This is a genomic window from Weissella thailandensis (assembly GCF_001932615.1).
Taxonomy (GTDB): Bacteria; Bacillota; Bacilli; order Lactobacillales; family Lactobacillaceae; genus Weissella; species Weissella thailandensis.
Window position 1 is genome coordinate 1,625,714 of sequence record NZ_CP014332.1, and the last position, 15,044, is coordinate 1,640,757.

Annotated in this window: 13 protein-coding genes; 3 read left to right on the forward strand and 10 right to left on the reverse strand. The window is 36.6% G+C overall.

Going from position 1 to position 15,044, the window contains the following annotated elements; all coding sequences use genetic code 11:
• Nucleotides 1-173: 173 nt before the first annotated feature.
• From FOL01_RS08110 to FOL01_RS08130, 5 genes are read right to left on the reverse strand one after another with little or no spacing between them, the layout of a single operon-like run.
• Complete coding sequence (locus FOL01_RS08110; protein ID WP_075270149.1) at nt 174-1,304, reverse strand: tyrosine-type recombinase/integrase; 1,131 nt, start codon at nt 1,302-1,304, stop codon at nt 174-176.
• 13 nt (nt 1,305-1,317) lie between these two features.
• Nucleotides 1,318-1,548 carry a helix-turn-helix domain-containing protein gene (locus FOL01_RS08115; RefSeq protein WP_075270150.1) on the reverse strand — a complete coding sequence of 77 codons (231 nt, stop codon included), beginning with the start codon at nt 1,546-1,548 and terminating at the stop codon, nt 1,318-1,320.
• A gap of 18 nt (nt 1,549-1,566) precedes the next feature.
• Entirely contained in the window at nt 1,567-3,282 is a 1,716-nt protein-coding gene (locus FOL01_RS08120) for a hypothetical protein (RefSeq protein WP_075270151.1), read from the reverse strand.
• Nucleotides 3,275-3,727: a hypothetical protein gene (locus FOL01_RS08125; RefSeq protein ID WP_075270152.1), complete on the reverse strand. Its 453-nt coding sequence runs from the start codon at nt 3,725-3,727 to the stop codon at nt 3,275-3,277. Before FOL01_RS08125 ends, FOL01_RS08120 begins: the two co-directional genes overlap by 8 nt.
• Before the next feature lies 1 nt (nt 3,728).
• On the reverse strand, nt 3,729-4,700 hold the full coding sequence (locus FOL01_RS08130) for a hypothetical protein (RefSeq protein WP_075270153.1): 972 nt from the start codon (nt 4,698-4,700) through the stop codon (nt 3,729-3,731).
• 181 nt (nt 4,701-4,881) lie between these two features.
• On the opposite strand from FOL01_RS08130, the gene FOL01_RS08135 reads away from it, so the two are divergent.
• Nucleotides 4,882-6,393 (forward strand): hypothetical protein, encoded by a 1,512-nt coding sequence (locus tag FOL01_RS08135; protein WP_075270154.1) that lies wholly within the window; start codon nt 4,882-4,884, stop codon nt 6,391-6,393.
• A 6-nt stretch (nt 6,394-6,399) separates the two neighbouring features.
• Here FOL01_RS08135 and FOL01_RS08140 read toward each other — a convergent pair whose 3' ends face one another.
• The 5 genes from FOL01_RS08140 to FOL01_RS08160 all read right to left on the reverse strand — a co-directional run bounded on the left by FOL01_RS08140 (nt 6,400) and on the right by FOL01_RS08160 (nt 12,813).
• Nucleotides 6,400-7,551: a tyrosine-type recombinase/integrase gene (locus FOL01_RS08140; RefSeq protein WP_075270155.1), complete on the reverse strand. Its 1,152-nt coding sequence runs from the start codon at nt 7,549-7,551 to the stop codon at nt 6,400-6,402.
• Nucleotides 7,552-7,739: 188 nt separating this feature from the next.
• Nucleotides 7,740-8,072 carry a hypothetical protein gene (locus tag FOL01_RS08145; protein WP_075270156.1) on the reverse strand — a complete coding sequence of 111 codons (333 nt, stop codon included), beginning with the start codon at nt 8,070-8,072 and terminating at the stop codon, nt 7,740-7,742.
• Between the two features lie 115 nt (nt 8,073-8,187).
• Nucleotides 8,188-8,568, reverse strand: a complete 381-nt coding sequence (locus tag FOL01_RS08150) for a hypothetical protein (RefSeq protein WP_075270157.1) — start codon at nt 8,566-8,568, stop codon at nt 8,188-8,190.
• Nucleotides 8,569-9,040: 472 nt separating this feature from the next.
• Nucleotides 9,041-12,205, reverse strand: coding sequence for a type I restriction endonuclease subunit R (locus tag FOL01_RS08155; protein ID WP_075270158.1), 3,165 nt, complete (start codon nt 12,203-12,205; stop codon nt 9,041-9,043).
• A 131-nt stretch (nt 12,206-12,336) separates the two neighbouring features.
• Entirely contained in the window at nt 12,337-12,813 is a 477-nt protein-coding gene (locus FOL01_RS08160) for a restriction endonuclease subunit S (RefSeq protein ID WP_237342625.1), read from the reverse strand.
• Nucleotides 12,814-12,963: 150 nt separating this feature from the next.
• Here FOL01_RS08160 and xerA point away from each other — a divergent pair, with 150 nt between their 5' ends.
• Nucleotides 12,964-13,923, forward strand: a complete 960-nt coding sequence (xerA, locus tag FOL01_RS08165; RefSeq protein ID WP_075270160.1) for a site-specific tyrosine recombinase/integron integrase — start codon at nt 12,964-12,966, stop codon at nt 13,921-13,923.
• The gene (locus FOL01_RS11210) at nt 13,920-15,044 is read left to right on the forward strand and encodes a restriction endonuclease subunit S (RefSeq protein WP_075270161.1); all 1,125 of its coding nucleotides are present in this window, start codon (nt 13,920-13,922) and stop codon (nt 15,042-15,044) included. Before xerA ends, FOL01_RS11210 begins: the two co-directional genes overlap by 4 nt.

The following is a 15,044-nucleotide window of genomic DNA, read 5'->3' on the forward strand; positions in this document are numbered from 1 at the left end:
CCTTCTGCTATCTATATCAATATATACCTTTCCTATTAATAGACAACAAACAATTTTTCTGATGCTAACACCCCTCGACCTAATCAAAAAGCTATGCCCAATGTACCCAATAACCCCAAATACAAAAAAATAAGCCGACCAGCAACATCACCATTTGCTGATCGACTTATTTGTTATTTGATTAGTTGGCTGAACTTACTCAATACTTGTTTAGTTTCGCGAATATTTGTCTCAGGCATTATCTCATGGTAAAAAGTTTCTACAACAGCTGGTGTATCACCAACAATTTTAGCAATACCATCAAGAGTCAATCCGCCAAAATCAGGTGAGAGCATCACACTAACGTAGGTTCTTCTGGCACCATGCGGTGAAATACATTCTCCCAGTGGAATGCCTAACACATCATGCAAAACTGCCTTGAAATGATAGTTATAAGTGGCCGAATCTGGCACCCTTTTTGCGTCATTCAAAATAACGTATGCCTCATTATCTGTGCCATTACTAATCTTGTGATAACGATGCCATTCCATCAGCTTAATAATAACCTTATGTGGGATTGGAACTACTCGATTTGAACGTTCCGTCTTAGTGACCTTCGTTGCATGCGATATACGGCAGTAAGCCTTGTTAACACGCACACAATTCTTTTCGAAGTCAATGTCACTAATTCTTATTTCTTGGGCCTCTTGCGTTCTAAGACCTGTTGTGAACATTAGCAACATCAAAGCGTGCCACCACCTCATCTCTGGTATTTTCAAATTACTTAGATACTCGATTAACTCTTGATATTGTTTGATGGAAAGTACTCGTGCCTTAGTATTCAGAGTGATTTTTCTGGGAATACGACAATCAACTAAATCAACATAATTATGTGCCAACATTTCTTCTTGCACAAGCATCGCAAAACATGCATGCAAATTGCTACGATGCTTCAACAGTGTTGGTTTTGATAAACCTTGCCGTTTCAGTTGATCAAATATCTTTTGTATTGTGCTATATGATACCTCACTCAACGTCAGATTAGGAATTGTTCTTTTCAGGAGTTTGCTTGTCGCTAAATATCCTTGATATGTCGCCGCTTCAACAGATTGAAATTTGTATTTCTCAATGTAAGCATCAAAGGCCACATGTACTAAAATATGATTAGCCTGCAATATCCTTGAATCACCCTTAATAAGTTTCATCTTTGATTCCCAATTTTGAGCATCAGTCAAAGTATCAAAGGTTTTACTTTTACGGCGTCTGAACTCACCACTTCCCACTGAAATCGTGGCCTTATACCGTCCATTAGCTAATTTCTGCATACCGCGCTCCTGATTATGCTAACAAATCTTCTAACGATAAATACTCTTGAAAATGAGTAGCGATGTGATTAATGCGCTCCAATAAAGCTTTTTTGGGATACTTAATTGCTTTATTTACTCGCAGTCTTGGCAAATCATATTGGTGGACCATATCCTTAAAAGTAGCTCTTGAGACTCCCAATAGCATCGCAGCCTCTGAAGCACTCAATAAAATTTCCATTTCATTATCGATCGTTTTAGTCATTTTTTAACCCCTATCATTTTATTCATTAACACTTGCATTTAATTCTTCAGTCGTTAAGACTGATAGCCCATCATATATACGAATACTATTGGACTTACGCGAAACGGGATTGTAACCCTTCTCACGCATTACCCGCTTAAATTCTTTCCAAAATAGTTGGTCAGAATGAAATTTACCCTTTTCAAGATTATTGACTTGAATATACTCATCAAAACAAGCCTTAATCTGCCTTGAATTAGCAAGCTTTCCAGCATCAATCGTGACCCGCTCATCAATAAATTCTGACACAATAGACATTGGACTATTACCATACTTATTAAAGAAGTCATTTTTCCAGGTCAACATACTTGCGGATTCAATTGGTTGAAAGCTCTTACGATCCCTCATCTTTCGAAGAATATGCAATAGCAATCCAGCCATATCATCCATTTCACCAATCATACGCTGTTCTATCGTGCTATCCTGTTCACTAGGTAAAATTCGCTTCGGAAAATATACCAATGCGAGTTTTCGAAAGGTACCGTAATTTGATTCACCGCCAATTCTCAAATCTAGAGAGTTAGTAGCAAAAGTCATTTTGATGGCTAGCGAACAGGTTATTGATTGACGATTTTTTATGTCAATTGTTAAATATGACGACGGATCAGCAACCTTTTTCAAGAAACTCATATCAAAGTCGTTAGGTGATTCATCAACCAAATTGGCGAGTTTCATGGTGTAGTCAGAACGCAGAAGCATGCTAGGACCAAAATTATGGCGAAATTTATCTGCAGTTACTGTCGCAACATTTTCCGGACCCAAAAGGCCATTCCTAACAACATTCATCCAAACTGTCTTACCACCCGAGCCATCATTATAAAATAGAACAAATTGACCTACCGATTGCGGTAGTATCTGCACAGCCGTCCATTCTAATAAGAAAATTTGTGTTTCAGCATCATCACCCCATTGTGTATTCAACCACTGCTGCCAAGCAGGTGTGATATTTATGTTCTTCTGATTAGGACTAACTGGCAAGCGATAAGTAATAAAATGTGAGGCTGAGCTAGCCACAATTTCAAATGAATCCAAGTCCAGATCCCCATTACCGACCCCAACAAAATTGCGATTAAACCGGCGAAAATCAAAACGTTCAGCAATTCTAACAAGCGAGGTTAAAATTTCATTTTCAATATTCTGATTAATATGAATGCCCAATATTCTTGTCATTAATACTGTCCAAAATGACCCAAAATGCTGTTCTAAAGGCTCATACAGCCCAGTATTTTCACAATAAATACGTGCATTATCAGTTGAAACAGTTTGGTTCGTATCAACGACAACTTGAACAATTGACCTGATGCCAAATGCAATTTTACTACCATCAGCAATGCTTCTTCGATTATTTTTTTGGATTGGTATACAGAGTTGGGCATACACAACCTTCTGTAAAAACAATCTGAGTTGTGCAACTAATTCATTTGAAACAACTTGTTCATTAGCGTCCACTAGCTCTACGTTTAACCCTTGCGAAAGGTATCTTTTTAGTAACAGCACCAGCTTAGGTCCATATGTTTCGGATAACTGCACTAAGCCATTGGATAGTTCTTGCGCGGCTAAATTAGTTATGAAACCAAGTTGTTGCTCTGACAAATGTAAATTCTCGAACTTTTGAATAGCTAGTATCTTATCTTGTGATAGGACTGGCGATACAAAATGTTCTATATCACTTTGCAGTGTCTGAGTTTTAATCATTGCCCGCCCCCATGAAACCAATACCATTAGTCCCGTTACTTTTATTTAATGCTGGAATTTCATTAATCTTGACCAACTCGAAGGAAGGTCGCAAATTTCGATCGTAGTTCACCTTCACAGTAAACTCTGCGTTAACCAAATACTTTGAATCATACCTATCTACACCATATTTCTTTAAAGCGAAGTTATTACACCTGTCAATAAATTGACGAAAATGCGGATTAATAGTTTGAAATGAATCATCCAAATTGTCAGTCAAATATTCCCTCACAGTAAAGGGTAAGATCATACCGTCCTTTGGTTTAAAGTCAAGTAAGTAGGCACGCCATCGGACCTCCCCATTGAACTCATTAAACTCCGTATGAGTATTAATACCTGTTAAAATTACATCTACCAGATCACCATTATTTGGTAGTCTCTTTGTAACACTTGTTCCAAGTTCCATTCTATGCACCTATCCCTTTCAAGGTTATTACCTTATCATCAAACGGAAAGCCTTCAAATTGGCAATCCGTAAGAGCCATCTTCAAACTTTTCCTTGCTATTACTAAAATATCTTCGTTTCTTTGCTGCTTTGGAACAGAAAGCCACAATGCATCCCGCGGAATTTCGTGAACCCACCAATCTGAGTGCATTTCGCTTAATCTGACTGCCCATCTTTTTACCAATGCGGCGACAATACTAGACGCGGCATACGATCTACGTTGGTTGCGGCGCTTATCAGACACATCAATATCTGTATACTGCCCCTGTAAGTATGCAAAATTTTTCAAGCTTACTGTCTGTAAAAACGTTGCCGACTTTGGAAATAACCCCTGAAGTTCTTGAAAAATTTGACGAGCACATCCAGCATCCAGCGAAATTTCTGCTAAAGTAGTAATAACCCCACCTAGGGACTGCCCGAAGAGGTATCCCATAAACAACCGCTTGACCATTTTACGAGGTAATTCAATGTCTGTATTTTTCAATAATGACATGCCAATGGACTCGTACAGGCCTTCAGAGATTGCGCTTCGCAATTTTTCATCATCAGCAACACCAGCTAACGCACGAGGCTCAGCAGAGCCAATGTCCAATGCAACAAATCGTCTTCCCGTAGGTGCAACTAAATAATCTCGGCACCATTTGGGGATAGCTTGCGTGTTTGGCGCACTACAATTTATCTGCATGGGAATATTCGCATATGCCTCGTGCCTACCAACAACATGTACAACTCCAGCAGTCTCGTCAATTACTCGACCCTGCATATTTAATAATCCAGTAGACCATCTTCGAAATTCAAATGTATCATCTATTATTAACTTGTCACTGAGATAATCCTGAATGATTTGATAATAATTAATGGTAAAACCTCTTGAATTAAGTTGAGGTAGTATAAGCTCATTAAACGATTCGTCCACTAAAAAATTTTTAACCATATTATCCTCCTGAATTTTTTTGTAAAATAAACATAACCCAGTGCTGATCAACAACTGTTCAATTTCTTGTACCTGGTACACTATTCAATATACAATCAGGTTGTGAAAGAATAAACGTTACGTATCTCCAGTAAAATCCTCAATACTTACAAATACTATAAATATATAAAAGGTAGCGAAAATGAATTTTATAACGTTTGAAAAGAAGCAAGTATTATTTTTAAGTCTTTATGTTGGTATGAAGGTAGATAGTCTTAACAATAAAAGTGGCTTAAAATCGGGCGACACTGAAAGCTTTGATAAGTACCAGCCTATAGTTAATATCTGTAATAATTCCAAAAAACATATGCCTCACGATATTAATCCCCACCTTTTTGCAAGTAACAGTGAAATACGCAATTATGTTCATGATGAACTAGATATTGGACATGATGATGATGATTCGTTTGAACTAAGTAGTATCTACAAGCGTGACTGGCATACCGCAATGAAAACACAAAAAAATTTTTACACTTTTTATGAACTAGATAAGAACAGTCCTGTCGATGCGCTATTAATTCCCTTATTCATATTTCACTCATTGCCTTCCCAATACGTTGAAGATATATTAGACAAGCGATTTTCTGAATGGAGGAAACTTTTGCCATCAAATCGTGAATCCATTCAAAGATTTAGGCGTGACTTTAATTATCATAACTTCAAGGAAACTACTTGGGATGATTTAAATGACTTGCATGCTCAAAAACAATTTGCAATCATAAACAATCAGCCGTTCTCTGAAGAAATTACGGATTTGCAGACCAAATTGAAAGAACCACTGTCATTATTAAACTCGATGGTTAAAATTTACAGCATGTTCTTATTGGCCTTGCCCTTGGACGTTTGCTTTAGCAGAGAGGATGCTGATAATGAGTTACATTTATCACAAATTTCAGTAACACAATCTAATCAATTTTTTATTACAAAAGCATTATTAGCTTTCTTGGACCTGTACCACCTGGACGTAACTGACCTACCAGAGCTAGCCTCTTTCAGTAACGATAAGCCAAATATCAATTCAATCAGTAAATTCAAATTTGCAGCAGCCACTATGTACCTGAATCATCAAATTAAAGCGGCCTCGATCCGTGATATTGAACAATTTTCTGCTATTTTAGATCAGTTGAATGACTTTATCCCTGGTGATTTGTCTGCGCTATTAGACCCATATAACTTTACTGATAATCACATAATTCAAGATTTCAACACTAAAATGCAGAATATTCGTTTGGGCATTAGAAAATTTAACTATACTTTTGACCTATTGCGTAATCAACCAGTACTTCTTAATTTGGCAAATGCTGATAGGTCAATTACCCGCGCCCCAATTGATACTTGGCTGCTTTACGCAACAACTAAAGAATGGTCATCCAAGCTGTTCATGTTCTTGCATGAATACAAGAACGTAAACTTTGGCATGCTTGCGAACTCTCGCGACCCGCTACTAACTGACCAAGATGGTATATTCCTTGAGCGTATGATGAATAGTCTTTTGAATACTGATGTTGTTATTACCGCCCAGGATATTTTAGATTTGATTGCACAAAAAAAAGAAAGCAATATGCTTTCTACTACTATTTCTTCAACTGAAGGCAATCCAAAGAAGCTGTCGGTTAAAAAAATTTACACAAAAGGTGATATGCACGACAATTAACCCATATTAAATAACTTCCAAAGCATCACGAACCACATTGGCTTGTGATGCTTTTTCTTCTGGCATCAAATGCGCATACACTTCTTGTACCATTGCTTGGGTATCACCTAATACATTAGCGACATACTGTAATGACTGATTACCACCCTCACGTGATAATAAATAACTTGCGTAAGTATGTCGAAGTGAATGCGTTGAGGTTGTTTGCCCCACTGGTATCTGGCAGATTGTATGTTCTAGCTTTTGCACATAGTAATTCACACTGCTTGCATCTGGCACATTACCAAACTTGGTGATGAATAAATGTTGCTCGTGATTTCGATGACCATTTAGCATTAACAAGCGATTCTGTTCAAACCGCCATTCTCTTAAGCGCTGCAATAAAAATTTGGGTATGGGTATGGTTCGATATGAATTTTTGGTCTTAGGTGCTTTACTATCGTGCACCGTTCGTGAATAACTTGAGTCAACGCGTAACGTCAGTTTGATTTCGTCAAGATCATCCTGTCGTAAGTCAATGGCCTCACTTACTCGCATACCGGTACACAAAATAACCAGTATAACCATCGTGTAAGGTGTCATCTGTGATATTGGTCGTTGTTTTAGTGTTTGCAACAATTGCTTGTACTGACCGATACTAATAAATTTTTGATTGGCATCCTTACCTAAGCGTGCGCCTCGAATGTCTATTTCTTGCATGGGATTTCGCTTGATAACCCCTTCTGTAACCAAACTACGACAATACTTTCCGACATGTACCTTGATTTTCTTAATTGTATTTTTGGTATAGTTATCAGCGATTAATTGATTGAACAACTTTTGGCAGTGCCGCCTATCTAACGTTTTCACTAACCAACCTTCACAATACTTGGCAAGGATCTTTCCTGTAAAATAATAGCCTTTTTCAGTTGCTGGACTGACCTTACTAGTCACAAAAGTAGCCACCCATTCATTATAAGCATCCGTAATTTTGGCATCATCGCCAACATAGGTTGTCCCTGAATGCATATCGGCATTCATTTCTTGCATCCATATTTTTGCTTCACTCACTGTTGTAAAACTTTTCGATTTACGCTTACGTGTGTTACCTGACCCAATACTAGCCGTCGCCTTATATTTGCCACTGGGCATTAAATCAATTCCCTTAGGTAATTTCATTCTTATGACCTCCTTCTATAAATGATAAAAAAATAAAGCATCCCCATTTTTAGGATGCTTTATCTAACCAATTTTTGCGTCATTGCATGAAAAGTATAACCAATTCACTTAACGTAAACTGGCACTTACTTCAATTAATGCTTTGCCAACTGCAATCATCATTTCTTTCACAATAATTGAGATAATATCTACTGCCATGTGTTTTCAACCACTTTCTTTTCAAAGGCAACGTCTCCATGATACAAAGCTGCTTTACCAATATAATTACCATCCAAATCACAATAAACGACTACCAACAACTCTTCTTTTTGATTGATCGTACCAGCTAACATAAAACAATTGACTGTCTGCTGAGATAATAAAAAAGATGGCACCATAGTTGGTTCCATCTCATCAATATCCAGTCTGACATTATCCAATCCTGAAAAATCTATTCGTTGCACATTTTGCATGTCTAGCAAACTCACGGCCAAATATACGATATCTAATTCTATTTCTGGCACTATACGTGTAACATCCATATCTTCCTCCTATGCAAAAAAGAACCAACCTCATCTGGCTAGTTCTCATTACTTATACATCATTGTTATACAATGTCAAAATATGTGTCTATAAAATTTAGTATCCGCATAATAATCACAGATTTGTCGACCATTTTGTAATAATTAGCTTTTTTTGTACTTCTTGTGCTTGTTCAGCTGTTAGTCCGCTTGTATGCCCCACATCATCTGTACCTAACACAACTAACCCTGTTCCTACCTGTGGTAGCAAAGCCATCCCAAAATATTCTTGACCAAATTGCACGCGATAGGCACTTGCAATACCGGTCGCTAAGGCATCATCACGAACCCAAGCGTCATATCCTATTTTGTCATCTGTCGTTGGACGTAACGCGATGACATCAACTGCCCCTTCAAATGTTTTATACAGTTGGTCATTGGTTCCATCACCTGCCCATTTTGTAATTGTTGGCACAACATACTGCCCAACCATATCATATACCACTGCATATTCCATTGTCTGTTTCTCCAATACAAATTTTTTAACAGGTTATCCTGTCATAAATAAAATATGTATTTGATGCTTCAAAACAGTTCGGTTTTTGAAACGATTTTATTGCTTTCTATTATGCAACTCTGGATGATTAGGTTACCTCAGTATAAATAGTCAGGTAATACATTCAGGAGGTGACCTTATGTCACAAAATACGTTAGATTAGGTACATTGTAAATAAATCATGCAAAAAAGTACCACAGTTGTTATTTGTAGCACTTCTTTACCAGATTCAATGTCTATTATCTAATTTGCTTACTTATATGAACCTCTTCCCATCTCTATCATCTACAAACTCTCTATAAAAAGATTTTCATAGATCACAATTCTTCCAATTGGCGTTAATTGTATAATCCCGGTTTTTAATTCTTCAATTCTAGTGTCCATAACATTAATTACTCACATATAAATTTTTTATTAATAATTTCCACAATAGTTATATTTCATTCATTGCCATCTTTTCAGCCTGGGTAACAACCGTCTCAATTGCTTCTGCAGCAAAATCAGGTGGATATCCAAATTGACGTAGCAACCTTTTAACTGCTACGCGCATTTGTGCACGTGCCGATTCACGTCTAATCCAATCAGTCCCTGTATTCTTACGAACCTCTTCAACTAATTTGGCTGCTAATTGATGTAACTTTTCTTCTCCCATCTCCTCACGAGCTTTATCATGATCAGATAATGCATCATAAAATGCAACTTCCTCTGGTGATAGTCCAAGATCTTCACCTTCTTTTTGAGCCTTATTAATATCTTTCGCCATTTCAATTAATTGTCTAATCACAATTTCAGTAGTTAGACCACGAGCATTATATAATTCAATGGAATCAGCTAGCATTTCATCAAACTTTCTAGCCTTAACTAAATTAGTACGCGTTAATGCTTTTACCTGACCCTTTAGTAATCGTTCTAGCAAATCTAACGCTACATTCTTCTGAGGCATACTTTGTACTTCAGCTAAAAATTCATCAGATAACAAATCCAGTTCTGGACGCTCTAAGCCAAGCTGCTTATACAAGTCAACAACCTCACCAGGAATAATAGACTTATCCAACAGTTGACGCATTCGATAATCTATAGATTGCTCACCGCCACCTTCACCAGTTACTTGCATTTTAATCATGGCATTTTTTAATGCAACAAAGAATGCTAATTCTTCGGAAATTGCTTGTGCTTCAGTTGTTGTAGCCACTAGCGCAAATGCACGTTGTAATTGGGTGACAGTATCTCTAAATCCCTTTTGACGGTTATTTAACTTCTCTGGATCAATTGGTTCAGCAGGATCATATTGGTTTGCATTAGTAGCAAATTCTTCATCTGAGAGTAGATCATCTAATACATTTCTAAACGTTTCTAGCTTCAAAGATCGGTCAGAAGAATTAAAGTCAGTATAATCAACTCCATATAAATAATCACGTGTAATGATATTATACTTTTCTTGCATCACACTAATAGCTTTCTCAATATTAATGCCAGCTTGTTCCTGATCGGATGGCGAATACTGTTGTAAAGCTGCTCTCAAATTATCGGCAATACCAATATAATCAACAACTAGGCCAGAATCCTTATCCTTAAACACCCGATTGACACGAGCAATAGCCTGCATTAAATTATGCCCCTTCATCGGCTTATCAATATACATCGTATTTGTAGACGGAGCGTCGAATCCTGTTAGCCACATATCAACAACGATCACAATTTTTAATTCATCATCGTTATCCTTCATACGACGCTGTAATTGCTCTCGTTCTTTCTTGTTTGTATGATGTTTAGTTAGATACTCATCATCTGAAGCATTAGCCGTAAAAATAATTTTGATTTTTCCTTTATTCAAATCATCTGAATGCCAATCAGGTCTAAGATTAACAATCGCATCATAAATAGCAACCGCATTTCGACGTGACATAGCGACAATCATGCTTTTACCATTTTCTGCTTTTTGTCGTGTTTCAAAATGCTGGACAAAATGTTCAGCAAGTTTTCTTACTCGAGAAGCTGATCCAGCTACTGCTTCCAAACGAGCGTACTTTGCTGCAGCTGGATTCTCTTCTAAATCATTGTCTAAGAAATCCACGACTTCTTCTGTTAGTTCACTCTTATCTAGCTCCAAAGAAATAACATGGCCTTCATAGTAAATTTTTACTGTTGCATGATCTTCTACTGCTCGAGTCATATCGTAAACATCAATATAGTCCCCAAATACTGCTTTAGTTGATTTATCTGACTGATCAATTGGTGTACCCGTAAAGCCAATATACGATGCATTCGGTAATGCATCACGTAAATATTTTGCATAACCATATTTTGTCTCACCATCTTTTGAATACTTAGCACCTAATCCATACTGCGTTCGGTGAGCTTCATCAGCCATGACAATAACATTCTCACGATTGGTCAACACAGGCATTTCTGTCTCACCATTATCAAATTCCGGTGAAAATTTTTGCATCGTAGTAAAAACAATACCACCAGAGTTAACACTTAATAAACGTCGCATTTCCTCACGTGACTCTGCTTGCTTAGGTTCCTGTCCCAGAAATTCACTTGCCGCAGCAAATGTACCCGAAAGTTGGTTATCAAGATCATTGCGATCGTTAATAACTACGATTGTAGGATTTCCCAAGTCACGACTAACAATTCCTGAGAAAAATACCATCGATAACGATTTACCTGATCCCTGTGTATGCCATACTACCCCTATTTGATTATCACCAGGTGTTGTAACTGCATGTTTTGCTGATGCTACCGCCTTATTAACCATATAATATTGATGATATGCTGCTAAAATTTTAATCGTTTTATCACCATCAGTTTCGAAAATAATAAAATTTTTAATTATATTCAGCAACGTTACTGGGTTCATCATTCCTCTGATAAGACTCTCAAGCTGAAATAATGGTTTAACACTCCCGTTAATTTCTTCAGGCAAACGCCACTGCATAAACCGCGATTCATTTGCCGTTAAAGATCCAGCACGTGCCTGCACCATATCAGCAGTCACCAAAATTTCGTTATATTGCATAAAATTAGAAATATCACGCTTATAAGTTTGAAATTGATTGTATGCATTTGAAATACCAGCATCAACATTTGATAAATTTTTTAGTTCAAATGTTACTAAAGGCAAGCCATTGATATACAGTACAATATCAGGTCGCCGTTCACGAGTGCCCTGTATAACAGTCACTTGATTAGTTACAATAAAGTCATTATTGCCAACATTCCCAAAATCAAGTGGTCGCAAAGTTAATGTTCTATTTTCACCATTTACAGAACGTGAAATTTTTACACCTTCAATTAAAAACTTATGCATTTGATGATTATTAATCATCATATCCGGACTATCAGCTAATCGCTGCATTTGTCGCACCGCTTCATTATAATCCTCTGCCAAACATCCCGGATTCAATCGCTCAAAGGAAGTACGTAGCCGATCCGTCAACAGCACGTTGTGTTCATCATTTTCACGTTCCAATAATATTCCTTCATTGTGGCTCCCATTGCTAGTTGCACGCATATCCTGATAGCCTTGTTCAACTAACCAATCAATCGCTTGTTGCTCAATATCATCTTCCAAAGTAAATGAACTTTTGCCCATGACCTCACCTTCCCCATGCTCTATGTATCATATTGCATATCAATATGAAAAACTATAACTCTTATATGTATTATACCTTTTAAGCGTCCCCATTTGGGGAAATTCCTAAGCATAAATGATAATTTGGCTATTTAACTTAGCATCTTTTTTAACAAAACATCTCTTATTGTTGATAAAGTTGAAATTTCTTCTAAATTATTGGCAATTGTATTAAAAAAAGGCGTAATTAAATGATTAAATTCCAAAATATCTTTTGTACTAATTTCACGAATAGGCATTATTCCAATGTGTTTTGGATAGATATGTGGTTGAGCCGATCCCGTTTGCATGTCGAAAATTTCTTGCTGCCGACTTTTTAATAATACATACCAGAAATATACATTTTCGATAATTGTTGAATCAATAAACGAAGAATCTGATGACCAAACTGGTTCCAACCAGATATTAATATAACCTGCATTTGCTCCAGATGCCGAAATTGTAACCACAGGTGCCTTGGTATTAGCTATATCATGTTTAGTTGCAGGAGAAAGACCACCTGCAATTACTGGTATATTTCCAGGGCGAGCGTCTTTTGCTAATAATCCTTTGCCTCGCTTAGGTAACAAATAATCCTTAACACTTTTTTGCCCTTTTTCTATATTTGGAAACTTTTGCTTAAATATTGCTTCTGCTATATAAAGTAAATTATCATTTATACCTTTATGTCTAAATAAATATGCTAATCTAGCTTCAAATACAAAAAAGCAGGAAAAATTATGAACACAGAATTAACTAATCAACTTACCGAACTTGTTGGTGATCATTTTAGTGATCAAATTTCAGAAATCTTAAAAAAATATGACATAACACGCAAACTATTACCATCTGTCAACAGCAACAGTAAACTTCTAGATTCATTCCTTTCTGCCAAAAAAGTAGAAGGAAAATCAGTAAAGACCCTTAAATACTACAAAAGCACTCTTTCTAAACTACTGACCACTATTAAAAAGACTCTGAAAAAAATAACTACAGATGATCTTCGAAACTACTTATCAGATTTTCAAAGCCAAAAAAATTCTAGTAACGTAACTATTGACAATATACGTCGAATATTTTCAAGTTTTTTTTCATGGCTTGAAGACGAAGATTTTATCGTAAAATCTCCAGTTAGAAGAATACATAAGGTAAAGACCACGAAAGTTGTCAAAGAAACTCTAACTGACGAGGAGCTTGAACGATTGCGTGAATCTGCTTTGTCATATAGAGATAGAGCTATTGTAGAATTTTTGACGTCAACAGGAGTTCGTGTCGGCGAAATAGTCAACCTAAATATAGATGATATAAAACTTTATGATCGATCTGCTATAGTTCTTGGGAAAGGAAGTGCTGAACGCGAGGTATATTTTGACGCAAGAACTAAGATTCACTTACAGCGATATTTATCTACAAGATCAGATAAAAATTGTGCACTATTTGTCGCAAATAAATTACCATATAATCGTCTGACTATTGGTACAATAGAATCAATCATTAAAAAACTCGGCAAAAAATCTTCTGTGCATCATGTACATCCTCATAAATTTAGACGAACGTTAGCAACTCGGGCAATTGACAAAGGAATGCCTGTTGAACAAGTTCAAAAACTTCTAGGACATGTACGAATTGATACAACGATGCACTATGCCATGGTAAATCAAGCTAATGTTAAAATTTCACATAGGAAGTACATAGGATGACACTTGTTAAGTTCAGTGACGTGGTCACTATAAACCCAAAAGAAAAGCTACCTAAAGGCTCTCTTGCCCATAAGGTAGCTATGGAAGGTATCCAACCTTATACAAAATTTATACCAAATTATATAATCTGTAAGTATACAGGTGGCACTAAATTTCGGAATGATGACACTTTATTTGCTCGCATTACACCTTCATTAGAAAATGGGAAAACATCATTTGTAACAAAAATCCCCAAAGATTCAATTGGCTTTGGATCTACAGAGTTCTTAGTTTTTCGCCCAACAGATAAAATACTTCCAGATTATCTTTATTACCTAGCAACAACAAACACTTTTAGAGAAATGGCTATTAAATCAATGACTGGTACGAGTGGACGTCAACGTGTTCAAACAGATGTTGTAGCTAATTATGTCTTTGACCTGCCATCAATTGAAAAACAACAAACTATAGTATCAAAACTTAACCCTTTAGATCATAAAATCAATCTAAATGGCAAGATAAATGATAATTTATTCGAATTATCAAAGATTTTATTCGAAGCAGTTCTTGAGGATGATCGTAGTGAATTGACCAACTTGGCAAATTTAACTGACATTCAGAACGGATTTGCGTTCAAGAGTAGGGAATATATTGGATTTAGTGATACACCTATTGTTAGAACCTTGAATATCGGTGCCGACAATCTGTTTGATATGCAAAATTTGAAATATATTTCTGATGAATCCCGCACTAAATATCAAAAATTTGAATTTAAAACATTCGATACGGCATTAGTAATGGTTGGGGCTTCTATTGGTAAAACAGGATTTGTAACATCTCGCACCAATGGTGGTCTCCAAAATCAAAACATGTGGCGATTCAGGCCGTTGAACAGCGAGATGCCTGGGTTATATATCTATAACTTAGTGACATACGCCAATTCACAAATGCAGGGGTATAAAACTGGCAGCGCCCGTGAGTTTTATACAAAAGATGCTTTTAAGAACTTTGAGGTTCCTGTTGGGAATGCAGATATATACAAAGCGTTTTTTGCAATTCAAGATTTGCTTGATAACAATGCCTCTCAAACAACGACTTTAACCGCAATGCGAGATGAAATTCTTACACAGGTGATGGCTTAA

Bases quoted from the DNA above. Each gene is read 5' to 3' on its own strand.
- FOL01_RS08130 (WP_075270153.1), bottom strand. From the start codon at position 4,700: ATGGTTAAAAATTTTTTAGTGGACGAATCGTTTAATGAGCTTATACTA.
- FOL01_RS08140 (WP_075270155.1), bottom strand. From the start codon at position 7,551: ATGAAATTACCTAAGGGAATTGATTTAATGCCCAGTGGCAAATATAAG.
- FOL01_RS08145 (WP_075270156.1), bottom strand. From the start codon at position 8,072: ATGGATGTTACACGTATAGTGCCAGAAATAGAATTAGATATCGTATAT.
- xerA (WP_075270160.1), top strand. From the start codon at position 12,964: ATGAACACAGAATTAACTAATCAACTTACCGAACTTGTTGGTGATCAT.
- FOL01_RS08150 (WP_075270157.1), bottom strand. From the start codon at position 8,568: ATGGAATATGCAGTGGTATATGATATGGTTGGGCAGTATGTTGTGCCA.
- FOL01_RS08135 (WP_075270154.1), top strand. From the start codon at position 4,882: ATGAATTTTATAACGTTTGAAAAGAAGCAAGTATTATTTTTAAGTCTT.
- FOL01_RS08120 (WP_075270151.1), bottom strand. From the start codon at position 3,282: ATGATTAAAACTCAGACACTGCAAAGTGATATAGAACATTTTGTATCG.
- FOL01_RS08125 (WP_075270152.1), bottom strand. From the start codon at position 3,727: ATGGAACTTGGAACAAGTGTTACAAAGAGACTACCAAATAATGGTGAT.
- FOL01_RS08155 (WP_075270158.1), bottom strand. From the start codon at position 12,205: ATGGGCAAAAGTTCATTTACTTTGGAAGATGATATTGAGCAACAAGCG.
- FOL01_RS08115 (WP_075270150.1), bottom strand. From the start codon at position 1,548: ATGACTAAAACGATCGATAATGAAATGGAAATTTTATTGAGTGCTTCA.
- FOL01_RS08110 (WP_075270149.1), bottom strand. From the start codon at position 1,304: ATGCAGAAATTAGCTAATGGACGGTATAAGGCCACGATTTCAGTGGGA.
- FOL01_RS11210 (WP_075270161.1), top strand. From the start codon at position 13,920: ATGACACTTGTTAAGTTCAGTGACGTGGTCACTATAAACCCAAAAGAA.